Here is a 26,350-nt window from a genome sequence, read left to right on the forward strand (position 1 = left end):
CGTTCATGCAAAAATACACAGCAGCCATCGTGGGTGGCTTGATCGCAGGCGTGGTCACGACAGCGGTCATGGTCGCAGGCCGCAAGTCCGGTGTGCTCACCAAAACGCTCGACCGGGATGCGGTCGACTGGATCGACGACGTGACGGGCTCGCGCGCCGTCATCGGCGACGCCGGCACCAGCGCCGTGGAATTCGTCAATCACCTGGGCGCCTCGGCCGCATTTGCCGCCGCCGTCCCCAAGCTGCGCGAACTGGCCCCAAGCCTGTCGCCGGCCGCCATCGGCACGCTGTACGGCACGGCGCTGTACGCCGTGAATATCGGCGCCATCGCGCCGGTCCTGGGCATCACCGAGGGTGAAGTCAAGGCCGGCCCGCGCAAGGCCGGCGAGCGCTGGGCGATCCACGTGCTGCAGGCTGTTGTTACCGCCGTCCTGGCCGACCGTTTCACCGGTCCTTCGCGTCGCCGCTGATCCGGCTGCGCGCAGCGCACGTCCCGCGTCCCTAGTCGAAGCGGCGCTGCAACACCAGCAGCGCCGCGCCTCCCAGCCCCACCCACATCACGATCCAGAACAGGTCCTGGCCTGCCAGCAGGCCGGCTTGCCGTGCCAGCTCGGCCCCGCCACCAAACAGCAGCGATGATTTATCGGCCAGGCGCGATGCATGCAGCGCCGTGCGTTCCTGCAGTCCGATATTGGTCATGCCCACGCCCAGCGCGAGGCCGGCCTGCCCCAGCATGTTTTTCAGTTGCTGGGCGTTCGAGAACACCACATTGTCCGCCTGCAGCTCCTTGAAGGCGTGAATCGCCGTCGTCGCCATCCCCAGGGTCAGAAAGCCGCCGAACAGGCCGAGCCAGAAGATCACTGCATCCCACGCATAGGCGCGCGGGTCGAGCGTCGCAAAGCGCCAGCCGAGCAAGGCCAGCATCAGAAAGCCGGTGACGAAAAACTTGGTCGGATGCGGGCGCCGCTTGACCAGTTCGAGCATCACGAAGAACGCGATGACCGTGGCCAGCAACCCCGTTCCCTGCAGTTCGCCGGCCTGCTCCAGCCCCACGCCAAGGCCCTTCTGCACCACCTGCGGCAGCAGCGTGTTGACCATGCCGAGCATCGCGTAACAGACGCTGAAGATGACGAGGCCCAAGCGATAGCGTGGGCTGCGCAGCACGCCCAGGTGCAGGAACGGCGCGCTGCGGCGCGCATGCAGCAACCCGAACGCGGCCAGCAGCGCGAGTCCCAGCACCAGGTGCGCCAGGAGCGATCCGCGTTCGCCATGCCAGTCATACGTCAGGTGCTGCAACGCGTACAGCGTGATGGCCGCGCCGGCTGCCAGCAGCATCGCATCGATGGCATGCATGCGCGATGGCGACCCGCCGGAGGCGCGATCGAGCGTGACGGCGTCCTGCGGCATCCAGCGCGCGGTGATCAATGCGCCCAGCGTCGCGAGCGCGGCCAGCACCAGGAACATCCCGCCCCACGCCTCGTGGCCGAGCATCTTCGCGGCCACCCAGGGCCCGAGCGCCAGCCCGCCCGACAAGGCGGCGCCATACGCGGCGATGCCCTGCAGGCGCTGTGGCGATGGCGGGATCAGGTTGACCATCATGCGCGAGACCGTCATGAACACGCCGCCGCCCAATGCCATCAGCACGCGGCCGCCGGCAAACCCGGCCACGCTGGCGCCAGTGGCGCACACCCACGCGCCGACCAGGTAGAACAGCACGGCGCCCAGCAAGTAGTTGCGCCAGCCGAGGCGCTGCAGCAGCACGGTCATCTGCGAAATCGCCAGCACCGCCACGGCGGCGTAGAGCGCCGAGACCGTCGCGTACTCCTCGGGCGAGGCGCCGATATGGCCCATGATCGCGGGTGCGGCCAGCACCGTCATCCCCGTCGACAGGAACTCGATCAGGTTGAACACGAAGATGGCGCCCAGCAGCGCCGGGCGCGGCGTCGTAACGCCAGCGGCTGCGTTCAACGCGCCACCACGGCCGCTGGCGCGCCGAGCGCGCGGCGGATCGCCGCGTCGGCGCCGTGCGATTCCGTCTCGAACACGACCGTCTCGTACGAATGGCGCACCGCGCCGGCCTGCATCAGGCTCGGACCATCGGCGCGGCTGGTATCGATCGCGACCTTCATCGACAGGCCCAGGCGCAGCGGATGGCGCGCCAGCTCCTGCGCATCGAGCGCGATACGCACCGGCACGCGCTGCACGACCTTGATCCAGTTGCCGGTCGCGTTCTGCGCCGGCACCGCGGCAAAGGCGCTGCCGGTACCGGCTTCCTGGCCGACTACTCGGCCGTGGAACACGACGTCGGCGCCATACACGTCCGACGTCACGGCCACCGGCTGGCCGATGCGCACGTCCTTCAGCTGCGTCTCTTTCAGGTTGGCCGTGACCCACATCTGGTCGAGCGGGACGATCGCCATCAGCGGCGCGCCTTGCGCCACGCGCTGGCCGATCTGCACATTGCGCCGGGCGACGATGCCGCCCACCGGTGCGGCCAGCGTCGTGCGGGCCAGGCCCAGTGACGCGTCACGCACGCCGGCAATCGACGACAGCACGTCAGGGTGCCGTTCGAGCGTCGTGCCATCGACCAGCGCGCGCGCAGCATCCACCTGCTGGCGCGCGGCGTTCAAGGCTGCGCGGGCGGCGCCCACGGCATCGTCGGCATGGCGGATGTCTTCGCCCGACACGGCGCCCGTATCGGCCAGCTGACGGCGGCGCGCCAGATCGCTCTCTGCCCTGGCCAGGTCGGACTCGCGCTGCACGACGGTGGCGCGCAGCTGCCCGACGCCGGCCAGTTGCGAGCGCACTTGCCGCGCCGACCTGGCCAGCGCCGCTTCGGCGCGGTCCAGCGCCAGCCGGGCGTCGACGTCATTGAGCTGGACCAGCACCTCGCCCGGCCGCACGAAATCCGTGTTGTCCGCAGCGATGCGCGTGACGGTGCCCGCGACCTGCGGCGTGACGTGCACCAGATTGCCCTCCACGTAAGCGTCTTCCGTCTGCTGGCTGTTCCAGCCGATGCCCAGCACCCCGGGCGAGGACCAGGCAATGCCGGCGGCAGCCGCCAGCACGGCGGCGGACAGGCCAAGCGCCAGCTTGCGCCGGCTTTGCGGCTGATTGGTTTGTTCAGTCATGTGATGATTCCAGCATTCTTAATGGATGGCGGCCTGAAAGCCCCCGCCGAGCGCCCGCACGAGATGCACGTCCAGCGTGTAGGCACGGGCTGCGAGGTCGGCCTGGCCACGGCGCTGCGCGACGACCTGGGTTTCGGCAATCAAGACCTGCACAAAATTGCCCAGGCCCGCGCGGTAGCGCTGCTCGGCCAGCGCGTAGGCTTCTTCGGCCGCGCCAAGCGCCGCGTCCTGCTCGCGCCGGCGCTCGCCCAGCCAGCGCAGCGACGTCAGTTGCGCGCCCACGTCACGCAGCGCTTCGAGCACGGCGCCGTTGTACTGCGCGACGGCGAGATCGTAGTCGGCGTTGCGCGCCGCCAGATTGCTGCGCAGGCGCCCGCCATCGAGCAGCGGCAAGGTCACGAGCGGACCGGCGGCAAACGTGCGGCTGCCACCCTGCACCAGCCGGTCGAAGCCCAGGCTGGCCAGGCCCCCCGAGACACTCAGGTTCACGGTCGGATAGAACTGCGCTTTGGCGACGTCGATGTCGCCGCTGGCTGCTTCGACCTGCCAGCGCAGCGCCACCAGCTCCGGCCGGCGCCCGAGCAGCGCGGCGGGTATATCCGCCGGCACGCCGGGTGGCCGGGCCGGCGCCAGGTGCGGCCGCGCGATCGTCTCGGCAGCATCCTGCCCCTGCCCGCTCAGGGCCGCGAGCTGGCCGCGCGTCAGCGCCAGCGCTTCGTCGAGCGCCGCGATCTCGCCGCGCGCCGACGGCACGCCAATCTCGGCCTGCCGGAGTTCCGCCTTGCTGTCCAGTTGCGCCGCTACACGCTGACGTACCAGGTCAGCGATGCGGGTACGCTGGCGCAGCTCCTGTTTGGCCAGGTCGCGCCGCGTGTACAGGTGGTCCAGCTGCAGATAGGCTTGCACGACGGCGCCGGCCACGGCCAGGCGCGCTGCCTGCGCTTCGGCCTGGCGTGCATTCACGCGTCCCGCAGCGGCGGCCACGCCGGCCGCGTTCTTGCCCCAGAAATCCAGTTCGTAACCGAGGCTGACGCCGAGGTCGTTCGCCCACTGCCAGCTGCCTGCGAGCGGTTTCGGTACGCTGCCGTTGTCGCTGTAGCGCTGGCGCACCGGATGCGCCGTGGCGCTGGCCTGCGGCGCCAGTGCGGCGGCCGCCAGGCCTTCAAGGGCGGCCGCCTGGCGCACGCGCGCCAGTGCGGCAGCAATCGTGGGGCTGGCCTCGCGCGCCCCATCGACCAGTTGGTCGAGCTGCGGGTCGCCGTAGGCGCGCCACCAGTCCTGCACCGGCCAGGAAGCAGGTGCAGATGCCGACAGGGCCTGTCCAGAGAGCGTGCGCGTGGAATGCGCCGCCGCATCGATATTCAGGCGGGCCGGCGTGGGCTGCGGCCCCATCGACACGCAGCCAGTCAGTAACAGGATTACAGCGCCCAGGGCCAGGCGGCATGCGCTCCGGCCCGGCGTGCGTGTGGGTTGAAGCATGGTGTGCCTCGGCTTGTTTCGGGAAGGCCGAAGCTTACGCGGCGCCGCCCGTGCCGGCCATGCCGCCAGGTGCATGCAGGTCATGCAGAATCTGCATGACCTGCATGCACCTGGTGCCTCAGGCGTTTGCGGATGCCGGGTGCGACGCGGTCAGCGTGGAACGCACGAACGCGCGCAGCCAGACATTGGCGGGATCGCGATGGCTGCGCTCGTGCCAGTACAGCGCCAGATGCACGGGCGGCAGGTCGATGGGCAGGCGCGCAAGCACGAGGCCCAGGTCGCGCGCCAGCGGCCGGGCCAGGCGCAGCGGAATGGTGGCAATGGCGTCGGTATGCAGCGCGATGTGGGCCGCCGACGTGTAACTGGGCACGTGACACAGGATGCGCGACGGCGCGAGCAGCGTCTCCAGCTTGCGCGTGACGGCCCCGTTGTGCTGGCTTGTCTGCTCCATCTCGATCAGCACGTGACGGTGCGTCAGATAAGCATCGCGATCGAGCTGGCCGGCGCACGGATGCCCGGCCCGCATCACGCACGCGTACTCGTCGGTCCAGAGCTTGCGCCGGCGAATATTGTTGACCAGTTGCGGGAAGCGGCCGATGGCCAGGTCGATGTGACCGCGCTCGAGCTGCGCCTCGATCGCGCCGGGGTCGATGTGGACGCTGCGCAGTTGCAATCCAGTGGCGCCATCTTCCAGGCGCGCCAGTCCGGCCAGCAGCTGCGGCAGGATGTTCACGACGGCGCCGTCGACCATGTACAGGCCAAACGAGCGCTGCGCGGTGAGCGGATCGAAGACAGCGGGACCGCTGTCGAGTTCGCGTGCGGCGTCGAGCACGGCCGCGATCGGACCGGCCAGCGCCAGCGCGCGCGTGGTCGCGACCATGCGCTGGCCGCTGCGCACGAACAGCGGGTCGTCGAAGTGGGTACGCAAGCGGGCCAGCGCGCGGCTGACCGTGGGCTGGCTCATGCCGAGCAGTTCGGCAGTGCGGGTAAGGCTGCCCTCGCGCAGCAGGCTGTCGAGGATCAGTAACTGGGACAGGTCGGGAATCACGGCCGCATCATAGCACCGGGCCTGCGCGGCGTGATCCCCCCTGAGCTGGCTTAAGCGCCCAGCACCTTGCGCAGTGTGCGCGACAGGTCTTCGGCCGAGAACTTGGCGACGTAGGCGTCGGCGCGCACGTTCTTGACGTGTTCCTCGTTGGTGGTGCCCGACAGCGACGAATGGATCACCACCGGCAGGTTGCCGAAGCGCTGGCTCGACTTGATGTTGCGGGTCAGCGTGAAGCCATCCATCTCCGGCATCTCGAGGTCGGTCAGCACCATCGCGACGCGGTCGTACACCGTGCGGCCTTCGGCTTCGGCAGCGGCCGCGATCGACCCCAGCTGGTCCCAGGCTTCCTTGCCGCTCTTGGTCATGATGAACGGCAGGCCCATCGCGTCCAGACCCTGCTCGATCAGCGCACGGGCGACGACCGAATCGTCGGCCGCCAGGATGACGCTGCCCGGCTTGATCGAGATCTTGTTGCCCACGGCCTGCGACAGGTCCTGGCGGTCCTGCTCGGGGTTCAGACGGCGCAGGATGGTTTCCACGTCGAGCACCTGGGCCAGGCGGGCCGGCTGGCCCTCGGCTTCCGGCAGGCGGGCGATGCTGGTGACCATGCCGGTGCCGGCGGTGTTCTCGGCCGTCATCACCTGGCTCCAGTCGAGACGCACGATTTCTTCGACGCTCTCGACGGCAAACGCCTGCGTGGTGCGCGCAAATTCGGTCACCAGCATGATGTTCAGTCCCGTCTTGGGCGTGACGCCGGTGATGCCCGGCAGGTCGAGCACCTGGATGATGTGGCCACGCAGATTGACCACGCCCAGCACGTGCTGCGGTGCGCCGGCGACGGCGGTGATTTCGGGCATCGCCACGATCTCGCGTATCTTGAAGACGTTGATCCCGAACAGTTCGTTATGATTGCCCTCTGCATCGCCACCGAGGCGGAACAGCAGCAATTCGAACTTGTTGGTTCCCGTCAGATTGCTGCGCTCATCGACTTCTTGTTGTACCGATTTCATGGCTGATCCTGTCAAAAGTAATGCTGTCCGGAAATCATTGTAGACGGGCTGCAGGCCCTTGGGTCATTACAGACCGAAAGCGTCGCAGATTTAGCGTCGGTCGGTGCAAAAAAACCACGAATTGTCACACCTACCGTTCCGGACTGCCATACAGTCGCTCGCCGCCCGGTGGCCATGGGCGAAGAATACACCCGAACCTGTGCGCATGCGCCCCTGTCAGCGCGTCTGCGATCCCGCGCAATCGGACCCGGCTGGCGAACTGCCCGCACTGCATAGCGCAGTATTGACAGGAGATTTAGAACAGCGCCAGTATCGTTTGGAGGCGGATCAGGGATGGCGATTGCAGCACCATTGGCGAACTCGTTGGTGGAAGGGGACGACCCATGCATCTATATGGCAAATGCACCGTGTCAGCACTTGCCGCGACACTCATGCTGGGATCCTGCGTTCAGCGGCCGGCAGCGCATGCCACTTTGCCAGCCAATGCTGCTTCGGCAGCTGTCGCTGGGCCGGCGGCATGGCCCACACCGTGGCCAAACACGTTGACGCCCCTCGGCGACGGTTATCCAGCATCCGGTGCACCCTGTCGGCGCGTCGGTGAAAGCGCGGCCACCATCAATTTCCTTGACCACACCGCCGTCCTCGTCGGGTGCCCGACGCCAGGCGACGCGCTGCAACTCGGCGGCAAATTCATCGCTACCGTCGACGGCATCACGCTGGTGTCGATACCGCTGCGCCCATGACAGGTGCGTCCAAAGGCCCCATGTCGCATGCCCTTTTCGCCGCACTGTATGCCATCAGCCTGCTGCTGGCAGCCCCCGCCGCGGCCCAGCAGCAGACCAATGTCGTGTTCGCCCCTGGCCGCCACACCGTCACGCTGAGCGGCACGATCAAGGGGGACGCCGACCACGGCTACCTGGTCGCTGCGCGCGCAGGACAACTGCTGACGGTGGATTTCAAACCGACCAATGCATCGGCGTATATCAATGTCATTGCGCCGGACAGCACCGGCGAAGCACTGTTCGTGGGCTCATCAAGCGGCAATCGCTTCGCCGCCCCGGTGCCGGTCGACGGATCGTACCGTGTGCTGGTCTACCTGATGCGCAATGCCGCGCGCCGCAACGAGGTCGCCCGTTACACGCTGCGCATCGATCTTCGCGACGCGTCAGCAGCCATCATGTCAGCCGCCACCATGCCAGCCGCCAGCGCGCCGTCCGCTGGCGACGCGCTGGTTCCCGGCACCCGCTACCACGCGACAGCAGACATTACCTGCACGACGTCGGCTGGCGGCAGGCTTGGTCCCTGCAAGGCAGGTGTCATTCGCCGCGCGGGGGGCACCACCACCATCGAGCTCACCACGCCCGCCGGGGGCCACCGGCGCATTTTCTTCACGAACGGGCAGGCAACGGGCAGCGATGCTGCCGCCAGCCTGGAGGTGCAACGACAAGGCGACCTCCAGATCATCCGGATTGGCACGATCGAAGTTTATCGGGTCCCCGACGCGTTCGTCGGCGGCGGGTAAGCGCGCCTGCTGTCATACCGTGCCTCGGTGAGTCCACTGCCAGCGACTGCCAACCACTGCGGGAGAAGCGACATGAAACACGTACTCCGTACTCTGTTCGCCCTGACGCTGACGTTCTGCATGGGGCCGTGGGCGCTGGCCGCCCCCGCCGCAAAGGCGGCGATCGGTCAATGGGGCGTCGACACGGCCGCCCTGTCCACCACGGTGCGACCGGGCGATGACTTCTACCGCTATGTGAATGCCGGGTGGCTCAAGACCGCCACGGCGCCGCCCGGCCTGCCCGCCATCGATTTCTTCGTCGAAGTCTATCTGTCCACCGAACAACGCGTGGCCGGCATCGTCGCACAGGCGCGCGAAACGACGGAGACGCCCGGCAGCCCCGAGCAGCTGATCGGCGACTTCCACCGCTCGCATGCCGACCAGGCGCGCCGCGACGCGCTGGGCATCACGCCGATTGCCAGCACGCTCTCGATCATCGCAGGCACCACCGACAAACGGGAACTGGCCCGGATCATGGCCTACCCCTGGATCGACGGCTTCTTCCCGGCCGGCCCCATGACCGATGCGGCCGTCCCGACGCGGCAGATTGCGCGCTCGGCGTCGGTGGCCTGACCATGCCGTCGCGCGACTACTACGTGACCGAGGCCGAGCCGTACATCGGGCACCGCAAGGCCCTGCTCGACTACATCGCAGCGAGCTTTCGCCGCGCCGGATTTGCAGATGCCGATGCCCGCGCCAGCAAGGTGCTGGCGCTGGAAACCGCGATCGCCAGGCTGCACTGGACCGTGGCGCAACGCCGTGACGTGGTCCGGATGAACCGTGTCATGACGCCAGGTGAACTGAAAAAATTCGCGCCGGGCTTCCCGTGGGCTGTGTATCTGGCAGAACTGCAGTACACCAAGCAACCGAAATTCAAGGTCACGACCGATACGGCGGTGCGCGACCTGGCCCGGCTGTTTTCCGCCACGCCGGCCGCCGACCTCCAGACCTTCCTCGTCTTCAAGACGCTCGATGCATGGGCCGATTCGCTGTCGGAACCCTGGGTGCAGGCGCATTTCGACTTCCACAGCAAGCGGCTGCAGGATACGCCGCAGCGGCGCCCCGCCGAACTCGAAAGCATCATGGCCGTGGGTTCAGCCCTGGGCGAAGAGATCGGGCGTATCTATGTCGCCCGGTATTTCGGGGCCGCGGAACGCGCACAGGTCGAAGAAATGGTGAGTTATCTGCGCGCCACCTACCGCGACCGGATCAGCAAGCTCGACTGGATGGATGCGCCAACCCGCGCCGCGGCGCTGGATGAACTCGACAAGGTCACGCGCTACATTGGTTATCCCGAGCGCTGGCATGACCGTTCGAACGTCCGCATTGCAGCCGATGACCTCGTCGGAAACTATCGCCGGCTGTTCGACTGGATGCGCGCCGACTACCTGCAAAAGCTGAATGAACCAACGCGAAAATGGGAGTTCCCCTACAGCCCCCAGGAGATCAATGCGGGTTATACGCCATCGGCCAATTCGATCACGTTCCCTGCCGGGATACTCCAGCCGCCCTTTTTCGATCCAAACGCCGACGCTGCGGTGGACTTCGGCTCGATCGCGGCCGTCATCGGCCATGAATTCGGCCACGGTTTCGACGACCAGGGCAGTCGCTCTGACGGCGACGGCAAGCTGCGCGAATGGTGGTCAAAGGCGTCGCGCCGCGAATTCGAGAAGCGCACGCAGGGCCTGGTGGTCCAGTTCGATGGGTACGAGGTGCTTCCTGGCCTGAAGATCAACGACCGCCAGAACCTTGGCGAGAATATTGGCGACCTGGGTGGCCTGTCGGTTGCCCACGCGGCCTACCGCAGTTTCGTGCAAGAGAAACAGGGCGGCAATGCACCGATTCTCGATGGCTACACCGGCGACCAGCGCTTTTTCCTGGCCTGGGCACAGCTGTGGCGCAACATCACGAGCGCGGGCGAGACACGCCGCCGCACGCTGGCCGACCCGCATAGTCCCGGCGAGTTCCGGGTCAATGGCATCGTGCGCAATATCGACGCCTGGTACAAGGCATTCAATATCAAGCCAGCCGACAAGCTGTATCTCGCGCCGGAAAAACGGGTAAAAATCTGGTGAGCCGTATTTGGTGAACCGGATCTGGTGAACTACTTGATGCGCTGGCTTTCTTTGACCGATGATTCCTGGGAGATCGCTGATGACGAAAACGATGCAGCAACTTGTCGTGGCATGCGTGGCACTGGCCACTGCCTTGACGCCAACGGTGTCCATTGCTGCCAGCGCCGACGACCTGCGCGACCTGGTCGGCGCCCGCGCCGCGGGTGGCGAGAGCGAACTCGAATCGCGGGGCTGGGTGTCGATCACCGGCCACCAGTCCGGTAGCGCCTCCTTCACCTACTGGTGGAATGCCTCGCGCAAGCAGTGCGTGATGGTCAGGACCAGCGATGGCCGGTTCGCGGCGATCTCCGACGTGGCCAACAGCGACTGCAACCAGAAAAGTGACAATAACAATGCGGCAGTCGCAATCGGCGCCGTCAGCGCCATCGCGCTCATCGCAGCGCTCGCGTCGCACAAGTCGGGTCACCACGACAATGGCAAGCACTACCCGGACCGGGAGCAGGAAGCCGATTACGAGCGCGGTCACAACGATGGCATGTACAACCAGCCGTACCACAATTATTCACGCACGGTTGCCTACAGCGCCGGCTACGAAAGCGGGGTCCGGCAACGTGGCCAGAATTCATCCTACCGCGACGATCACCGCTGGGGCGGCGGTTATGCGCCGTCAGTGGATGTGTCCGACCTGAACGGCGCCCGCGCTTCGGGCGCCGAGAACAGCCTCGAGTCGCGCGGGTTCATCCGCGTCGATGGTTTCCAGTCGGGCGGCGATAGCAAAGGCACGATCTGGTGGAATGGCCGTACCCGACAGTGCCTGCAGGCCATCACGGTGGATGGCCGCGTCGACAGCCTGTCCGATATCGGCAGCCATCGACGTTGCCGCTGACGTTGTACAGCGCCTCCTGCTAGGGTGGCGCCCTCCGGGGCCGGGCGTGCTTTGCCTGCAGCGCATATACTTGTGCAACTATTTCCACAAGGATACCTATGGCTGCATCACCCGCCACGCGCCTGCATATCGGCGTCATCGGCGCCGGCACTGCCGGCCTGGCCACGGCAATTGCCTTCGCCCGGGCCGGACACACGGTCGACGTGTTTGAAAAACACCCGGCGCTGGCAACGCTTGGCGCCGGTGTGCTGATTCAGCCGCAGGGTGTGGCGGCGCTCGATGAACTGGGCGTGGGCGCAGCGTTCAACGCCATCAGCCTGCCGATCGAACGCCTCGTCGGCCAGTGCGAGCGTGGCTGGACCCTGGTCGACATTCCCTATACCGGCCTGCAGGCGCGCGCCGTCAGCCGCTCGGCGCTGGGCGGCGTGCTGGAACGGGAATGCCACGCGCTGGGCGTGCATCTGCACTTCGGCTGCCCCGTGGGCGCCATCGGCGTCGAGAACGGTGCTGGCACCGTCGATGCGGGTGGCATGTCGCACCGCTTCGACCTTGTCGTGATCGCCAACGGCGCCTCGTCGATACTGCCTGCGGCCACCGGCCTGGCGGTGGCCTCGCACCAGTACACGTGGGGCGCGCTGTGGGTCCTGATCGACCTGGACGACTGGCCCGATGCGCATCTGCTGGCGCAGCGCTACGGCGGCACCGAGCGCATGTACGGCATCATGCCGACCGAGCGTGTGAACGGCGCGCTGCGCGTGTCGCTGTTCTGGAGTCTGCGCAGCGACCGCTATGACGCCTGGCGCGCCGCACCGCTGGATGACTGGAAACGGGAACTGCTCGCGCTCTGGCCCGAATCGAAGCCGGTCGTGGACCGTCTCCATTCGCACAGCCAGCTGGCGTTTGCCCGCTACCACCACGCGCGCCCGTCACGGCTGGCATCCGGCCCGATCTGCATCGTCGGCGACGCCGGCCACGCCATGAGTCCACAACTGGGCCTGGGCACGACGCTGGCGGTGCAGGATGCGCTGGTGCTGGCCCGTTGCGTCGATGTGCACGGTGCGGCCGCCGGGGCACTGCGCTATTCGGCCAGCCGCCTGCGCACCGTGCGCGCCTACCAGGCCCTGAGCCGGACGCTCACGCCATGCTTCCAGCTTGACGGCAAGGGATTGTGGCGCGACCTGCTGTTTGCCGGCGCGCTGAAGGTCCCGGGCAGCCGCTACCTCATGTACCGCAGCATAGCCGCGCCGCGCCGCTGCCTGCGCCAGGCCTGGGCCGCAGCCTAGAACAACGCGCCCTGCCCACTGGTGATGTGGCGGGTGAGATTGGCGAAACTGTCGCCCAAAAACGGCAGGATCGCGTCCGCGATCGGTTCGAGCTGGCGCGTCAGGTAATGCTCGTAATCGATCGGCGAGCGGCGCAGCTCCAGCGGCTCGGGCCCATCGTGCGTCATCACGTAGCGGATCCAGCCACCCTTGCGGTACAGCGCGTGGCGGCCGTTGCGCAGGTGGTGTTCGTCGGCCATGCGCGCGGCGCGCACGTGCGGCGGGACGTTGCGTTCGTAGTCGTCCAGCGCGCGCCGCAGGCGCTTTCGGTACACCAGATCGTCATCGCACTCGCCACGCAGCATCCGCGCCACCAGCTCGCGCACGAAGTCCTCGTACGGTTCGCCCTTGAAGATTCGTTCATACAGGCCTTGCTGGAACTGCTGCGCCAGCGGCGTCCAGTCGCTGCGCACCGTCTCGAGGCCCTTGTAGACCATCTCGTCACCACCGTCAGGCGTGGTGGCCAGCCCGGCGTAGCGCTTCTTGCTGCCTTCGTCCGAACCGCGCACGGTCGGCATCAGAAAGCGCCGAAAGTGCACGTCGTATTCCAGTTCGAGCGCGCTGTCGATGCCCAGTTCATCTGCCAGATGCGTCTTCCACCAGCCGTTCACATGATTGACCAGTGTGTTCCCGATGCGGCGCGCATCGTCTTCCGCATGCGGCGCGCCCAGCCAGACGAAGGTCGAATCGGTGTCGCCGTAGATGACCTGGTAGCCCTGCTCTTCGATCAGCGCGCGCGTGCGATGCATGATGTCGTGGCCCCGCATCGTGATCGACGAGGCCAGGCGCGGATCGAAAAAGCGGCAGCCCGTCGTACCGAGCACGCCGTAGAAGGCATTCATGATGATCTTGAGCGCCTGCGACAGCGGCGCATTCTGCGCCTTCTTGGCCGCTTCCCTGCCCGCCCAGACTTGCGTGACGATGTTCGGCAGGCAGTGCCGGGTGCGCGAAAATCGCCCGCCCCGGTAGCCGGGCACCGTGGTGTCCTCGGGCTCGCGCAGGCCCTCGATCATGCCCAGCGGGTCGATCAAAAAGGTGCGGATGATCGACGGATACAGGCTTTTGTAGTCCAGCACCAGCACCGAGTCGTACAGGCCCGAGCGCGAATCCATCACGAAGCCACCCGGGCTGTCAGCGCCCTCGACGTCGCCGATATTCGGCGCTACCCGGCCCTGGCGGTGCAGCAGCGGCATGTACAGATGCTCGAACGCGGCCACCGAACCACCGCTGCGATCGGCCGCCAGCCCCGTCACGCTGGCCCGCTCGAGCAGGAAGTCCAGCAGCCGGGTCTTGTCGAAGATGCGGGTGACCAGTTCGCAATCCATGACGTTGTAATAGGCCAGCGCCGGCTTGTCCTCGTTGAACATGCGGTCGATTTCGGCCATGCGGTCATGGGGATTGTCGATCGCCTTGCCAACGCCCAGCAACGTGCGCGAGACGTTTTCGAGACTGAACGACGGGAAGGTCCAGGTGGCCGAGTGCAGCGCGTCGATGCCGTCGATGACGAGGCGCCCGGCGATGCAGATGAAGTAGTGTTCCTGGCCGCCACCTTTGCCACCGCCTTTGCCACCAGCTTCGCGCCACTCGATCGCGCTGCCGTCGCGGCCCAGGCGCAGCGGACGCTTCATGCCCTCGGCATGGCGCTGGAGCACGCGCATGTCGAACTGGATCACGTTCCAGCCGATGATCGCGTCCGGGTCATGCTGCACGAACCACGCTTCCATGCGATCGAGCAGCTCGCGCCGCGTGGCGCAGTAGGCGAGATCGTAATCGCGCGGGCCATCGACGCCATTGGGTGGCCCCAGCATGTACACTTGGCGCTGCCCGCAGCCTTCGAGCGCAATGGAACGCAGCTCGCCCTGGAACGTGGTCTCGATATCGAGCGACACAGTACGGATGGTCGGCCGGTAACCGGGCGCGGGCTTCATCACGCCTTCGACCAGCAGGTGCGGATTGCCCTCGACCGGCTGCCCCGCAAACACGACGGGCGCGGTGATGAAACGCTCCATCAGGTAGCGCTCGGGCGGGCGCACGTCGGCCTCGAACACGTCCAGGCCATGCTGGCGCAGGCACCGTTCGATCTGCATCAGCTGGCGGTATTTGCGGCAGTACAGCCCGGCGACGGGCCGGTGTTGAAAATCGAGCAGGTCGAGCGGGCGCAATTCCCAGCCCCGTTCATCCTGCAGCAGCTGTTCGACAGTGCCGCGCTGCGCTTCAGGAATGAACGCGACCGGGGTCTGCACCGGGATGCGCACGCAGCGCGGGCCGACATCGGTAGCGAGCCAGAACTCGACTTCGCAGCCGGCAGGCGTGTCGCGCCAGTGGCGCGTCAGCAGAAAGCCGGTGCTGTCCGGCGCCGCATCGTCCATGTCAGCGATAGCGTTCCAGCTCGGCCTCGGAAAAACCGGCCGCGCGGCGCCCTTCGATATTGAATGGGCCCTTGAGCACGGGCGCCTTGTAGCGCACCGTGAGTTCGTCGTAGGTGGCGATCGGCTCGAGGCCGCGCGCCAGGCACAGCTCGAGATACCAGCGGTTGCCGATTTCGACATGCCCCACTTCGTCGACCAGCAGGCGGTCGAGGATCAGCGCCGCAGCCAGGTCGCCCGCCTGCGCGATCTTCTTGCGCAGCGGCGGGATCGCGTCAAGGCCCCGGGCTTCGAGCGTGCGCGGCACCAGCGCCATGCGCGCCAGCACGTCGTCACTGGTCTTGGCGACCATCTCCCACAGGCTGTCGTGGCCCGGGAAGTCGCCGTACGCATACCCGAGCGTGCCCAGATGGTCGCTCAGCATCGTGAAGTGCAGCGCCTCTTCGTCCGCCACCAGCAACCAGTCGAGATAGTATTGCTCGGGCATCCCGTCGAAGCGCCACAGGGCATCGAGCGCCAGATTGACGGCATTGAACTCGATGTGCGCCAGCGCGTGGACCAGCATCGCGCGCCCTTCCGGCGTGCCCATCGAGCGGCGGCCCACCTGCAGCGGCGGCACCAGTTCAGGGCGCGCCGGACGGCCAGGGATGCCGGGCGGCGCCGTCATGACGGCCTGAGTGTCGATGGCGACCTGACCGGACTTGCACGCAGCAGAGAGCGCGGCGACCGCCCTGGCTTTGGCGGCGGGGTCGGCGTCGAGCAGTGCGTGCAGCGCGGTGGCGCGGAGTTCCATGGTGTGGCCTAGCAAATCGAGAGCAGCATTTTACTCAATCTACCGTCGTTGATGGTTCCCAATTCATCCGCAATGAGGGCTTGGGATACTCGACATCGAGAAACTACCGGGACATATAAAAATTATGCGCTTCTGTCTCTATATTGTCCTGATCGCAGCCTTGCTCGCCGGCTGTCGCGATTCTGTCGAAGACCAGGCAAGCAAGCTCGGTGACCGTGAGTTTACAACCGTTGTCTGGGCCACGGCGTCGAGCTTGCAGCGCGGAGAGATGACGGCATCGCTGCTAAAGAAACATGACTTGAAGCGGTCGAACGGCAGTGACATCGTGGCGCTGCTTGGCCGCCCTACGGGCTACTATGACTATGACACGAATCCTGCCTACGCGTCGGGCCAGCAACCGTCGAAAGCGTGTATACAAAAGGCTATTTGCTGGTGTTTGAAACCGACAAGGAAAACGGCAAGGTAGAGCGCATATTCTTCGTTCCGGCCGTCGAGTGATGTCGCAGCGCCCATCCCGCTACATCTGCCTGAACAAATGTGCATACACCGGACTCACACGCGGCTTTTCCGGCCGGCCGCGCAACGTCAGCATCACCTTGCCCAGATCATCGCGCACCGCGCTGGTCACGCATCCCATATTGACCACCGTGCTGCGGCTTACCTGACGAAACTGCACGCTGTCGAGTTGCGGCAGCAGTTCCTTCAGCGGCACCCGGATCAGCGCTTCCGCGTCCGCCGTGACCACATTGACATACTTGTCGATCGCCTGGAAGTAGACGACGTCCGGCACCGGAATCATGCGCACCGCGTTGCCGACCGCCGCCCGGATGGTCGTCAAGCGCTCGCCTGGTGCGGCGCGTGGCGCCAGCGCCTGCAACTGCCCGAGCAGCTGGCCCAGTGCATCCGGCGCCAGCGCCGTGCGCGCCTCCAGCGCCCCACGCAGGCGCTCGACGGTCTTGCCCAGCCGCGCGCTGCTGACCGGCTTGAGCACGTAGTCGAACGCCGCGTGCTCGAATGCCTGCACCGCGTAGTCATCAAACGCGGTGACGAACACGATGTGCGGAAACGGCGCCGGACCCTCCCAGCGCTCGGCCAGTTCTTCGGCCACTTCCAGACCGCTCTGGCCCGGCATGCGGATATCCAGGAACAGCACGTCCGGTCGCAGCGCCAGGGCCTGCTCCAGAGCGACCACGCCGTTGGGTGCGGTCGCGACGATGTCGAGGCCGGGCCACAGGCCTTGTAGTGTCCTGGCCAGCGTGGCAGCCAGGATCGGTTCGTCTTCGGCAATCAGCGCGCGGGTCATTGTTCGAACTCCAGAGGCAGGGTCAATCGGGCCAGCGTACCTTGTGGCTCCGCTGGATTCAAGGTCATCGATGCGCGCTCACCATACAGGGCGTCGAGCCGTTCACGCGACGTGGCCACGCCGACGCCACCACCACGCCGCGCAGGCGCCTGGCCCAGACCCAGACCGGTATCCCGGACGTCGAGCACCAGGCTGTCGCCCTCGATCGCCGCACTGATGGTGATCTCGCCGCCATCGATCTTCGGCTCCACGCCGTGCACGATCGCATTCTCGACCAGCGGTTGCAACAGCATCGTGGGCAGGCGCGCGGCACGCAGCGCCGGCGGCAGGTCGAGCCGGTAACGCAGCCGCTCGCCCATGCGCACACCCATCAGGCCCAGGTACGCTCCCATGGCCGTGAACTCCTGCTCGAGCGTCGTGGTCTCGCTGCGCGATACGCTCAGCGTGGCGCGCAGATACTGGATCAGCTGGTCGAGCATGTCGCTGGCCCGCGCCGGGTCGAGCGCGATCAGTCCCTGCAGATTGGCCAGCGTATTGAACAGCATGTGCGGCTCGATCTGGGCCTGCAACAAGCGCAACTGCGCCTGCAAGGCCTGGCGTTCGATGACCTGCGCGCGCAGGTCTGCCGCGGCCTGCTCTTCCTGGGCACGCCGCACGCGTTCGCGGTTCATGATCAGCACGACCATCAGTGTCGTGCCCAGGAACGTGAAGACGATCATGCTGATGCGGTCCACGGACGGGTATTCCGCCAGCGTGGGTGTACGAATGCCGAGCAGCAGCCCGGCCGTGTACAGGCCGGTGAAATGGGCAACCGGCGCGGCCAGCACGGCGAGCGCAGCGAACATCGCCCATTCGCGCAGGCGCCAGACCGGCCGCCGGATGAGCAGCAGGCGCCCGCCATACACGATCGTGAAGGCCACGATGCCGATCAGGACCGACACCAGCATGTTTTCGAGGAAGCGTCCCGTGACCAGGCTGATGAAACACGCCAGCAGCACGCTGATGCCGATCGACAGCGGCAAATCAGTCAGCAGGCGTCGCAGGCGCGCACGTCGTTGCTGGTGGATCGGCGGGGAGAGGCTGGCCATGCGGACTCGCTTCAGAAAATAACGGCAATAAGGACAGGGACAGTCCATTGTGCCGAGCCGGCGTGCCAGCGGCAAGAGGCGGTGCGACGAACTGGCGTAAGGCGGGAGTGAATCCGGCTTCGCAGCGCGCGATGGCCCGATTCGCTAGCGTGCCCATCATTCCATTCTGCAAATTCATTTATGCTGGCCGCATCCATCCACAACGCTACCAGGACGCCATGCACCAGTTATTCTCGCCATTCAAGCTCGCTTCACTTCCCCTCGTCAACCGCGTCGTGATGGCGCCCCTGACCCGGGCGCGTGCGCCGGACGACGTCGCCACCGAGACCGTGGCGCTGTACTACACCCAGCGCGCCACCGCTGGCCTGATCATCAGCGAAGGCACGCCCATTTCCCGCGAAGGCCAGGGTTACCTGTTCAATCCCGGCATCTACACGCCGGCGCAGATCGCCGGCTGGCGCCTGACGACCCAATCCGTGCACGCCGTCGGCGCAAAAATGTTCGCGCAGCTCTGGCACGTGGGCCGCGTGTCGCACCCGAGCATCCAGACCGATGGCATCGATCCGGTGGGCGCCAGCTCGAAGATCGCGCAAGGCGCCATGGCCTACGGTGTCAAGGATGACGGCACGCCGGGCATGGTGGCAACGACCCAACCGCGCCAGCTTGCCACCGACGAAGTGGCGCGCGTGGTGCAGGATTTTGCCAATGCCGCCGCCAACGCCATCGAGGCCGGTTTCGACGGGGTCGAGATCCACGGCGCCAATGGCTATCTGCTGGAGCAGTTCCTCAACCCGCTGGTCAATGACCGCGATGACGAGTACGGCGCGGCCACGATGGACAACCGCCTGCGCTTCGCACTCGAAGTCGTCGATGCGGTCGTTGCCCGCATCGGCCGCGAACGCGTGGGCATCCGCCTGTCGCCCTACGGCCGCCTGTTCGACATGCCGCTGTACGACGACATCGGCGCCACCTATACGGCACTGGTCGCGGCGCTGGGCGAACGCCGCATCGCCTATGTCCATATCATGGACCAATCGGGCTACGGCATGAGCGACAAGGCGGCCGGGCCGACCGTGTCCGACAAGATCCAGGACTTGCTGCGCGCCTTCCGCCCCACGCTGCCCGAGACTGCATTGATCCTGGCCGGCGGCATGACGCGCGAACGCGCCGACAAGATGATCGACGATGGCGTGATCGACTTGGCGGCGTTCGGCCAGATGTTCATCTCGAACCCCGACCTGGTGGCTCGCCTGCGCAACGGCTGGCCACTGGCCGAGCCGGACCGCAGCACCTACTACGGTGGCGACGCCAAGGGCTATATCGATTACCCGCCGTACGCTGCGCAGGCCTGACGCAGGCCTGACGTATGGTGGGTTGAAACGGGATGCGCCATCGCGGCGCTCTCACTGGGTGGATGCGCATATCCCGGTTGACCTGCTTCACCCCACCATGTCATATTGCCATCCTCATCAATCCACCGAAGTCCTCGCATGCGTCACCTTGCCTCCGCGCTGTCCATTTCCATCGCCCTCGCCCTCGCCCTGACCGGGTGCGCCACCTCGGCCCAGGGGCCGCAGACTTCTGGGCGCGATGCGCTGACCTCGGGCATCTCGGCCGATTCGCTGCGCGGCCACCTGTCGTTCCTGTCGTCGGACCTGCTCGAAGGACGCGGCACGCCGTCGCGCGGTGTTGACCTGGCAGCCGAATACATCGCGGCGCAGTTCCGCCGCGCGGGGCTCGAAGCGGCGGGCGACGACGGCTACTTCCAGACCGCGAACTGGCAATACGCAAAACGCAGCCCGCAGGACATCGCGTTGACGGTGACGGCTGGCGGCAAGACCATGACCCTCGACGGCACGGGCGCATCGGCCAACTTCGTCGATCCGGTCACGCTGGCGCGCACGCCTGCCGTCTTCATGACCTGGCAGGCGGCGCTGGACGATCCGGACAAAGCCAACGGCAAGGTGCTGGTCGTGCCGGCCGCCGCGATCCCTGGCGCAGGCGCCGCGCTGCAAGCCAAACTGAAAAGCAAGCCGGCGCTGATCGTGCTGATCGACCGCGAACGGCGCCAGGCGCGCACGCAGGGCGGCTGGCTGATCGACCCGAGCGTGGCAGTGGCGAAAGGTGGCGCACCGGTCGTGCTGGTGCATGCAGCCGATGCCGCGAGCGCGCTCGAACAAGGCGGCGCGACCGTCGCCGCGAAGATCGTCGCACCCGGGATCGCGCCGACCAAACTGCGCAACGTGATCGGCGTGCTGCGCGGTTCGGACCCGGCCCTGAACAGCACCTACGTGATGCTCAGCGCGCACTACGACCACCTGGGCATCCGCGACGGCGAAATCTTCAACGGCGCCAACGACGATGGCAGCGGCACCGTGTCGGTGATCGAGATCGCCGCGGGCATGGCAGCGCAAAAGGAGCGGCCGCGCCGCAGCATCGTGTTCGTCGCGCTGTTCGGCGAAGAACTGGGGCTGCTCGGCTCGCGCTACTACGCAAAGCATCCGGTGTTCCCGCTGAAGGACACCGTGATGAACCTGAACCTCGAGCAGCTTGGCCGCACCGATGACAGCGAAGGCCCGCAACTGCGCTCCGCCACGATGACCGGCTTTGACTATTCGACCGTCGGCACGACGCTGCAACGCGCGGGCGAGCAGACCGGCATCCGCTTCTGGAAGCATCCGACCAATAGCGACCGTTATTTTGCACGCAGCGACAACCAGGCGCTGGCCGATGCCGGCGTGCCGGCCCACACGCTGTGCGTCGCGTTCGGCTTTCCTGATTACCACGGCAAGGACGACACCTGGGACAAGGTCGACTACGAGAACCTGGCCAGCGTGAACCGCATGATCGCCGTCGCGTTGCAGGACATCGCCAACGATCCGGTCAAGCCGGCGTGGACAAGCGTGCCCAATGCGGCCAAGTACCGCGCTGCGGCGGCTGCGCTGCAAGCAACAAAGTGAAGGTGAGCGGGTGAAGCTGGCCTGCCTGTCGATCCGCCCGCCCGGCAGCGCCGCGCCGCAGGCGGTCGAGCAACTCACGCTCGTCGCCGGCGCGGGGATCGACGGTGACCGCCACCGCGACCCGGCATCGCCCCGCCAGCTGCTGCTGGCAAGCAGCGCGACCTATGCCGACTTCGATCTCGCTCCCCACGCGCTGCGCGAAAACCTGCTGCTCGACACCCCCATCGACGCCCTGCCCTCCGGCACCGTGCTGCAGATCGGCGACGGGGCGCAGGTGCGCCTGATGTTCGCGTGCGAAGCGTGCGGCCGGCTCGATCTGCATGGCGCGCAGGTTGCCGCCCGCATTGGCGCCAGGCGTGGCGTGCTGGCGCGCGTCGTGCAGGACGGCGCCATCCGTACCGGCGATACCGTACGCGACCTGGGGCCATTGCTGCCGGCGTGGTCGGACGACTGGCACGAACGCGTCGCGCAGGTGATCGACGCGATGCCGGCTGACACCGTAATCGACTACGCGATGCTGGCGCGCCTGGCCGGCATCCAGTCGACGTATTGCCGCGCCTTCCCGCGCCTGCTTGCGTCCCTCGGCCCTGCCTGCGCCAGCCGGGCGATGGCTGCCCGAACCGTCTCGTCCCTGCCCCGCTGGGACGGCTCAGGCCTGTTCGCCCAGACGCTGGCCTGACAGTCCGGACCCCGGACGCAGCAATCGATTGTTGTTAAGTTATCTACCGCACAGCCGATGTGTTTTGGAAATGTTTTAATACGTTTGTCGCGCACGATTGCGGTCGGGGCGTGAGTCAAAGAATTAGCAGCTGGTGTAAGCTAAACGACAACATTTAATTTTAAGGAGCACCCCATGAAAACCACGATTACCATTTCCGCCCTGATGCTGAGCGTCGCGATGCTTGCCGGTTGCAACAAAAACGACAATATGGGCCCTGCACAAGAAGCCGGCGCTGCCGTCGACAACGCAGGCGCAACCGTCGCTCAGGAATCGAAAGAAGCCGTCGCTGCTGCTGATGCTGCTGCTGAACGCGCTGGCGACAAGATGGAAGTTGCAGCTGACAAAGCTGAAGCCAATCTGGACGCTGCCGGTCAGCGTATCGACGCCGCTACTGACCGTGCCGGTGCACGTATCGAAGCTGCTGGCGCAGAAGTGCGTCAGGAAAGCCGCGAAGCAGCTGCTGCCGCTAAAGAAGCCACCAGCGACGCAACCGCTGCTGCTGGCCGTAGCGTCGAGCGCGCTGGCGAAAAGATGCAGGACGCGTCGAAGTAATTCGCAAGAATCAGTTCGATCAGTCGTTCTGTAATGCGCAAGCCGCGACCCGGGCAACCGGTGTCGCGGCTTGTTTGCATTGGGCGCCGTCAACTCGCCGAGCACCTCTATTCCGCCAAGCAAACTGGTTGGTTCGCTTCTCAAAACTCAGTGTGCCGATTTCGACACGTTTCTCCTCTGAGTGAGGTCGGACGTCGCCGGCGCGCGAATACCTGTTGACACTGCTAAACGGAAAAACCTACAGTTTCATTATTGAAGATCTGGTTCCGCAAAGAGAAACCCGCTTCATGGATCGGACGTCGGCCATCGTCATGGCCGGCCACGGCCGGCACCATCACAATAATGGAGACAGACCGAGTGAAGAAACACATCATCGCAATGGCAGCGCTGTGCGCCTGCATGTCAGCTGTACCGACCGCGTCCGCGCAATCGGCCATTACCCTGTACGGCATCATCGATGCCGGCCTGACCCGCCTGACCAACGACGGCCCCCTAGGCGATGTGACCAGGGTCGATACCGGCCAGATGCAGGTGTCGCGCTGGGGCATCAAGGGCCAGGAAGACCTGGGGGACGGCATGAAGGCGCGCTTCGGCCTGGAAGGCACGCTGCTCAATGACACGGGCGGCGCCGGCGTCCCGTTCGGCACCCCGTCCAGCACCAGCCTGTTCGACCGCGAAGCCACGGTCGGCGTCGTCACCAGGTACGGCGCCATCGACATCGGCCGCCAGAATATCGTCGGCATCATGTCGGTCGGCATGGCCGATCCGCTGGGCCTGGGCTTTGCGTCCAGCAGCCCGAACGTGCTGTTCTCGGCGATGAACAACGCCGCCGTGTATGCGCCGTATGGCGCCAACAATGGCGGCACGGCCCTGCGCCAGAACAACTCGGTCAAGTACACGTCGCCCGTGTTCAAGGGCCTGAGTTTCGCCCTGATGCGCGCCTTCGGCGAGCAGGCGGGCAATGCGCAGAAAAGTTCTTACCAGGGCGGCGCGCTGCTGTACAACACCGGCAAGCTGGCCGTTGCCGGCGCCTATGCGCGCATGAAGAACATCACCGACACCGATCTGCTCACGTCGCACGCGTATGGCGTCAAGTACGCCTTCCCGGCGGTGACGCTCAAGTCGACCTATTCGTGGAACGAGCTGCGCAGCACTGGCCGCAAGATCGCCGTACTCGGCGTCGGCGCGGATGTACCGGTAGCCCCGGCCTTCCTGGTCACGGCGGCGGCCTACCAGGTCAAGCGCTCGGGCGACCTGAAGGACGATGCACAGCAATTCATCCTGATCGGCCGCTACCTGATGAGCAAGCGCACGACGGGCTACGTCTCGGTTGGGCACGCTGCGACCGACAGCATCGTCCAGGCTGACCAGATCAACCTGGCCCAGAACTTCGTGGCGGTCGGCAGCGACTCGGCCAACCGGTTCACGATGGGCATCATGCATATGTTCTGATGACGACACACGACCACGTACCCCCCGCGCCACCCGGCTTTGAACGCCTCAAGCGCGGGGGGCCATATATGTCCAATCTGGGCGAGCTGTACTGCCGCAAAAGTGGAAGCGAGATCGTGTTCGCGATGCGCATCGAGGACAAGCACACCAATATGCGCGGCATCGCCCATGGCGGGATGCTGGCCAGTCTGGCCGATTCCTCGCTCGGTCTCGGCTTGACGCTGTATTGCGAAGGACGCCAGTCGTTCGTGACCGTCAACCTGAGCACCGATTTCATCGACGCGGCCCGGCCCGGCGACTGGGTCGAAGCGCACGTCGAGGTGCAGAAAATGGGCAAGCGGATGGCGTTTGCCAACTGCTTCCTGCAGGTCGGCGCGCGCCGCATCCTGCGCGCCAGCGGCGTGTTTGCGGTGATGAACGCCTTGAACCCCGACCAGCTGGCGGCCGGGTACTGAGCGCCGCCTGATTACGACTCGAGGCGCCGTGCGACCTCGATCAGGCGCGGGCGCACTTCATCGAGCAGGAAGGCGGTCGACACACTCGACGAGGGGCCGCCGCAATTGATCGACATGATCTGGCTGCCGCCGATCGGCATGAAGCCGACCGCGATCCCGTTGACGTCCTTCTGCCAGTCCCCGAACGAGGTCGTGCAGCCATACGTCGCGTAGTCGCTCAAGCCCTTGGCCAAACCCGTGCGCATCGCCTCGAACGCGGTTTCGTCCAGCTCCAGCGACCGGCTCAGGATATCCCTGCGTTCATTCTCGGCGGCCCGGGCCAGGTAGGCGCGGCCGATCGCCGATGTCGCCAGCGGCATGCGCGAGCCGACCTGCAGCGCCAGCGCCAGCGCCGCGCTGCTGCGGCACACCTCCACGTAGATCATCGACAGCCGGTCGCGCATCGCGATCGACACGGTGGTGCCGGAGAATTCGGCCAGTTCCTGCATCATCGGGCGCGCCAGCTGGCGGATATCGAGCCGGGCCAGCATGGCGCTGCCCAGGCCCAGCGTGGCGCTGCCGAGCGTGTAACGCCCGCCCGGCTCCTGTGCCAGGTAGCCGAGCGTGGTCAGCGTGTAGGTGATGCGGGTGACGGTGGACTTGGGCAAGCCGCAGCGCTCGGCGATCTGCTGGTTGCTCAGTCCCTTGTCGGCGGAGCGAAAGCAGGCCAGGACGTCGAGGCCGCGCGCCAGCGCCGTGATGAAGTAGCGCTCTTCGGCGCCGCGCGGCGCATCGGCCGCATCGCCCGTATCAGGTGCCCGGACATCATCGGGAAGGGTGTCGCTCACTGGCATGGGAAGGCCCTGAATAAGAATGGTGGTCAAATTTCATTCTAATCCACTTCATTTCGCCATGCAAAACCGGCAAGCATCAACGATCGTACTGACGTTGTTAAACCACACCGCGCTCCCGCAAGCTGGCCAGCGTGTCTGCCGACAAGCCGAGCAACTCATGCAGCACGTCGTCCGTCCCCTCGCCCAGGCACGGCGGCGCGCTGCGTACCGGCAGACGTTCACCGTCAAAGCGATAGGGCGAGGCCAGTACAGAAACGCTGCCCACTTCAGGATGCGGCATCTCCTTGACCAGCCCCCCCTGCTGCGCACGGGTCGACGTCAATGCCTCATGCAGCCCCGCGACCTCGCCACACGGGATACCCACCCGGCTCATGCACGCAAGCAGATCGCTGCGCGTGCGCAGCGCCAGTTCGCGTTTGATTTCGGGCATCAGTTCGTCGCGATGCTGCGTGCGTGCCAGGTTGGTCTTGAAACGCTCATCCAGCGCGATGTCGGGCCGCTCGATCACGTCATTGCAAAAGCGTATGAACTGGCTGTTATTGCCCACCGCAACGACCAGTGGACCATCCTTTGCCTCATACACGCCATACGGCATGATCGATGGATGCGCATTGCCGTAACGCGGCGGATCGTTACCGCGCAGCAGCGCTTCCAGGCCGTAGTAGGCGGTGATCATCAGGCCGCAGTCGAACAATGCCATGCCGATGTGGCGGCCCTTGCCCGTCTTTTCGCGCTCGTACAGCGCCGCCAGCACGCCCTGCGCCGCATACATCCCGGTCATCATGTCGACCGCGGCCACGCCGAATTTCAACGGCGGCTGGGTCGGCTCGCCATTGAGCGCCATCAGGCCCGATTCGCCCTGGATCACCAGGTCGTAGCCGGGCCGCGCGGCTTCCGGGCCGGTGCGGTCATACCCGGTGATCGAGCAGTAGATCAGGCCCGGCTGCTCGTCCTTCAGGGCGTCGTAGCCCAAGCCGAGTCGCTCGATGTCGCCGAACTTGAAGTTCTGGATCACGATGTCGCTCTTGCGGATCAGATCCCGCGCGATGGTCTGGCCTTCAGGTGTTTTCAGGTCGAGGCACACCGAACGCTTGTTGCGGTTGACGCTATTGAAGTACGCGGTTTCGGTAGCGCCGATGCGCATGCCCCAGTCGCGCGTGTCGTCGCCGCGCTCGGGATGCTCCACCTTGATCACTTCGGCGCCCAGGTCGCCTAGCACCATCGCGCACCACGGCCCGGCCAGCACACGGGAGAAGTCCAGCACGCGCACGCCGGAAAGAGGCAAAGCAGATTTGTCAGTCAACATAACACTCCA

The 26,350-nt window shown here is 66.0% G+C and carries 24 protein-coding genes; 13 read left to right on the forward strand and 11 right to left on the reverse strand.

Translation table 11 applies throughout. The annotated features are described in order from the left end of the window. The first annotated feature begins 5 nt into the window (after nt 1-5). Nucleotides 6-470, forward strand: a complete 465-nt coding sequence (locus AC56LV_RS05980) for a hypothetical protein (RefSeq protein WP_499556471.1) — start codon at nt 6-8, stop codon at nt 468-470. A gap of 31 nt (nt 471-501) precedes the next feature. Here AC56LV_RS05980 and AC56LV_RS05985 read toward each other — a convergent pair whose 3' ends face one another. The 5 genes from AC56LV_RS05985 to AC56LV_RS06005 all read right to left on the reverse strand — a co-directional run bounded on the left by AC56LV_RS05985 (nt 502) and on the right by AC56LV_RS06005 (nt 6,668). After that, entirely contained in the window at nt 502-1,968 is a 1,467-nt protein-coding gene (locus AC56LV_RS05985; protein WP_499556472.1) for an MFS transporter, read from the reverse strand. Continuing rightward, nucleotides 1,965-3,131, reverse strand: a complete 1,167-nt coding sequence (locus AC56LV_RS05990; RefSeq protein ID WP_499556473.1) for an HlyD family secretion protein — start codon at nt 3,129-3,131, stop codon at nt 1,965-1,967. Before AC56LV_RS05990 ends, AC56LV_RS05985 begins: the two co-directional genes overlap by 4 nt. A gap of 18 nt (nt 3,132-3,149) precedes the next feature. Next, the gene (locus tag AC56LV_RS05995; RefSeq protein ID WP_499556474.1) at nt 3,150-4,610 is read right to left on the reverse strand and encodes an efflux transporter outer membrane subunit; all 1,461 of its coding nucleotides are present in this window, start codon (nt 4,608-4,610) and stop codon (nt 3,150-3,152) included. Between the two features lie 118 nt (nt 4,611-4,728). After that, a complete protein-coding gene (locus tag AC56LV_RS06000; protein WP_499556475.1) occupies nt 4,729-5,658 on the reverse strand; it encodes a LysR family transcriptional regulator in 930 nt (309 codons plus the stop codon). 50 nt (nt 5,659-5,708) lie between these two features. Further along, the gene (locus AC56LV_RS06005; RefSeq protein WP_499556476.1) at nt 5,709-6,668 is read right to left on the reverse strand and encodes a chemotaxis protein; all 960 of its coding nucleotides are present in this window, start codon (nt 6,666-6,668) and stop codon (nt 5,709-5,711) included. A gap of 542 nt (nt 6,669-7,210) precedes the next feature. Here AC56LV_RS06005 and AC56LV_RS06010 point away from each other — a divergent pair. The 6 genes from AC56LV_RS06010 (at nt 7,211) to AC56LV_RS06035 (ending at nt 12,473) form a co-directional block, all read left to right on the forward strand. Continuing rightward, a complete protein-coding gene (locus tag AC56LV_RS06010; protein ID WP_499556477.1) occupies nt 7,211-7,411 on the forward strand; it encodes a hypothetical protein in 201 nt (66 codons plus the stop codon). Nucleotides 7,412-7,431: 20 nt separating this feature from the next. Further along, nucleotides 7,432-8,190 carry a hypothetical protein gene (locus tag AC56LV_RS06015; RefSeq protein WP_499556478.1) on the forward strand — a complete coding sequence of 253 codons (759 nt, stop codon included), beginning with the start codon at nt 7,432-7,434 and terminating at the stop codon, nt 8,188-8,190. 72 nt (nt 8,191-8,262) lie between these two features. Next, a complete protein-coding gene (locus AC56LV_RS06020) occupies nt 8,263-8,802 on the forward strand; it encodes a hypothetical protein (RefSeq protein WP_499556479.1) in 540 nt (179 codons plus the stop codon). 2 nt (nt 8,803-8,804) lie between these two features. After that, the gene (locus tag AC56LV_RS06025) at nt 8,805-10,304 is read left to right on the forward strand and encodes a M13 family metallopeptidase (RefSeq protein ID WP_499556480.1); all 1,500 of its coding nucleotides are present in this window, start codon (nt 8,805-8,807) and stop codon (nt 10,302-10,304) included. A gap of 79 nt (nt 10,305-10,383) precedes the next feature. Then, a complete protein-coding gene (locus AC56LV_RS06030) occupies nt 10,384-11,190 on the forward strand; it encodes a hypothetical protein (RefSeq protein ID WP_499556481.1) in 807 nt (268 codons plus the stop codon). A 98-nt stretch (nt 11,191-11,288) separates the two neighbouring features. Next, nucleotides 11,289-12,473, forward strand: coding sequence for an FAD-dependent oxidoreductase (locus AC56LV_RS06035; protein ID WP_499556482.1), 1,185 nt, complete (start codon nt 11,289-11,291; stop codon nt 12,471-12,473). On the opposite strand, the gene AC56LV_RS06040 is transcribed toward AC56LV_RS06035, so the two are convergent. From AC56LV_RS06040 to AC56LV_RS06055, 4 genes are all read right to left on the reverse strand, one after another. Further along, entirely contained in the window at nt 12,470-14,881 is a 2,412-nt protein-coding gene (locus tag AC56LV_RS06040; RefSeq protein WP_499556483.1) for a DNA polymerase II, read from the reverse strand. The genes AC56LV_RS06035 and AC56LV_RS06040 overlap by 4 nt on opposite strands. Before the next feature lies 1 nt (nt 14,882). Continuing rightward, a complete protein-coding gene (locus tag AC56LV_RS06045; RefSeq protein WP_499556484.1) occupies nt 14,883-15,671 on the reverse strand; it encodes a ferritin-like domain-containing protein in 789 nt (262 codons plus the stop codon). Between the two features lie 517 nt (nt 15,672-16,188). Then, a complete protein-coding gene (locus AC56LV_RS06050) occupies nt 16,189-16,974 on the reverse strand; it encodes a LytR/AlgR family response regulator transcription factor (protein WP_499556485.1) in 786 nt (261 codons plus the stop codon). Continuing rightward, on the reverse strand, nt 16,971-18,062 hold the full coding sequence (locus AC56LV_RS06055; RefSeq protein WP_499556486.1) for a sensor histidine kinase: 1,092 nt from the start codon (nt 18,060-18,062) through the stop codon (nt 16,971-16,973). Before AC56LV_RS06055 ends, AC56LV_RS06050 begins: the two co-directional genes overlap by 4 nt. 131 nt (nt 18,063-18,193) lie before the next feature. Here AC56LV_RS06055 and AC56LV_RS06060 point away from each other — a divergent pair, with 131 nt between their 5' ends. From AC56LV_RS06060 to AC56LV_RS06085, 6 genes are all read left to right on the forward strand, one after another. Next, nucleotides 18,194-19,414 (forward strand): alkene reductase, encoded by a 1,221-nt coding sequence (locus AC56LV_RS06060; RefSeq protein ID WP_499556487.1) that lies wholly within the window; start codon nt 18,194-18,196, stop codon nt 19,412-19,414. A gap of 138 nt (nt 19,415-19,552) precedes the next feature. Then, nucleotides 19,553-21,022 (forward strand): M28 family peptidase, encoded by a 1,470-nt coding sequence (locus AC56LV_RS06065; protein ID WP_499556488.1) that lies wholly within the window; start codon nt 19,553-19,555, stop codon nt 21,020-21,022. After that, on the forward strand, nt 20,973-21,701 hold the full coding sequence (locus AC56LV_RS06070) for an MOSC domain-containing protein (protein ID WP_499556489.1): 729 nt from the start codon (nt 20,973-20,975) through the stop codon (nt 21,699-21,701). The genes AC56LV_RS06065 and AC56LV_RS06070 overlap by 50 nt, the downstream gene beginning before the upstream one ends. Before the next feature lie 174 nt (nt 21,702-21,875). Continuing rightward, nucleotides 21,876-22,295, forward strand: coding sequence for a hypothetical protein (locus tag AC56LV_RS06075; protein ID WP_332531753.1), 420 nt, complete (start codon nt 21,876-21,878; stop codon nt 22,293-22,295). A gap of 357 nt (nt 22,296-22,652) precedes the next feature. Continuing rightward, entirely contained in the window at nt 22,653-23,747 is a 1,095-nt protein-coding gene (locus AC56LV_RS06080; protein ID WP_499556490.1) for a porin, read from the forward strand. Further along, nucleotides 23,747-24,202 carry a PaaI family thioesterase gene (locus tag AC56LV_RS06085; RefSeq protein ID WP_499556491.1) on the forward strand — a complete coding sequence of 152 codons (456 nt, stop codon included), beginning with the start codon at nt 23,747-23,749 and terminating at the stop codon, nt 24,200-24,202. The genes AC56LV_RS06080 and AC56LV_RS06085 overlap by 1 nt, the downstream gene beginning before the upstream one ends. Nucleotides 24,203-24,213: 11 nt before the next feature. Here AC56LV_RS06085 and AC56LV_RS06090 read toward each other — a convergent pair whose 3' ends face one another. Further along, a complete protein-coding gene (locus AC56LV_RS06090; protein WP_499556492.1) occupies nt 24,214-25,035 on the reverse strand; it encodes an IclR family transcriptional regulator in 822 nt (273 codons plus the stop codon). Nucleotides 25,036-25,132: 97 nt separating this feature from the next. Then, nucleotides 25,133-26,341: a CaiB/BaiF CoA transferase family protein gene (locus AC56LV_RS06095; RefSeq protein WP_499556493.1), complete on the reverse strand. Its 1,209-nt coding sequence runs from the start codon at nt 26,339-26,341 to the stop codon at nt 25,133-25,135. Nucleotides 26,342-26,350: the final 9 nt, after the last annotated feature.

It is taken from the genome of Telluria sp. RB2R28 (assembly GCF_059685835.1).

Coding starts and splice junctions, on each gene's coding strand:
- AC56LV_RS05980 (WP_499556471.1), top strand. CDS start 6: ATGCAAAAATACACAGCAGCCATCGTGGGTGGCTTGATCGCAGGCGTG.
- AC56LV_RS05990 (WP_499556473.1), bottom strand. CDS start 3,131: ATGACTGAACAAACCAATCAGCCGCAAAGCCGGCGCAAGCTGGCGCTT.
- AC56LV_RS05995 (WP_499556474.1), bottom strand. CDS start 4,610: ATGCTTCAACCCACACGCACGCCGGGCCGGAGCGCATGCCGCCTGGCC.
- AC56LV_RS06005 (WP_499556476.1), bottom strand. CDS start 6,668: ATGAAATCGGTACAACAAGAAGTCGATGAGCGCAGCAATCTGACGGGA.
- AC56LV_RS06015 (WP_499556478.1), top strand. CDS start 7,432: ATGTCGCATGCCCTTTTCGCCGCACTGTATGCCATCAGCCTGCTGCTG.
- AC56LV_RS06020 (WP_499556479.1), top strand. CDS start 8,263: ATGAAACACGTACTCCGTACTCTGTTCGCCCTGACGCTGACGTTCTGC.
- AC56LV_RS06025 (WP_499556480.1), top strand. CDS start 8,805: ATGCCGTCGCGCGACTACTACGTGACCGAGGCCGAGCCGTACATCGGG.
- AC56LV_RS06030 (WP_499556481.1), top strand. CDS start 10,384: ATGACGAAAACGATGCAGCAACTTGTCGTGGCATGCGTGGCACTGGCC.
- AC56LV_RS06035 (WP_499556482.1), top strand. CDS start 11,289: ATGGCTGCATCACCCGCCACGCGCCTGCATATCGGCGTCATCGGCGCC.
- AC56LV_RS06040 (WP_499556483.1), bottom strand. CDS start 14,881: ATGGACGATGCGGCGCCGGACAGCACCGGCTTTCTGCTGACGCGCCAC.
- AC56LV_RS06045 (WP_499556484.1), bottom strand. CDS start 15,671: ATGGAACTCCGCGCCACCGCGCTGCACGCACTGCTCGACGCCGACCCC.
- AC56LV_RS06050 (WP_499556485.1), bottom strand. CDS start 16,974: ATGACCCGCGCGCTGATTGCCGAAGACGAACCGATCCTGGCTGCCACG.
- AC56LV_RS06055 (WP_499556486.1), bottom strand. CDS start 18,062: ATGGCCAGCCTCTCCCCGCCGATCCACCAGCAACGACGTGCGCGCCTG.
- AC56LV_RS06060 (WP_499556487.1), top strand. CDS start 18,194: ATGGCCCGATTCGCTAGCGTGCCCATCATTCCATTCTGCAAATTCATT.
- AC56LV_RS06065 (WP_499556488.1), top strand. CDS start 19,553: ATGCGTCACCTTGCCTCCGCGCTGTCCATTTCCATCGCCCTCGCCCTC.
- AC56LV_RS06070 (WP_499556489.1), top strand. CDS start 20,973: ATGCGGCCAAGTACCGCGCTGCGGCGGCTGCGCTGCAAGCAACAAAGT.
- AC56LV_RS06075 (WP_332531753.1), top strand. CDS start 21,876: ATGAAAACCACGATTACCATTTCCGCCCTGATGCTGAGCGTCGCGATG.
- AC56LV_RS06085 (WP_499556491.1), top strand. CDS start 23,747: ATGACGACACACGACCACGTACCCCCCGCGCCACCCGGCTTTGAACGC.
- AC56LV_RS06090 (WP_499556492.1), bottom strand. CDS start 25,035: ATGCCAGTGAGCGACACCCTTCCCGATGATGTCCGGGCACCTGATACG.
- AC56LV_RS06095 (WP_499556493.1), bottom strand. CDS start 26,341: ATGTTGACTGACAAATCTGCTTTGCCTCTTTCCGGCGTGCGCGTGCTG.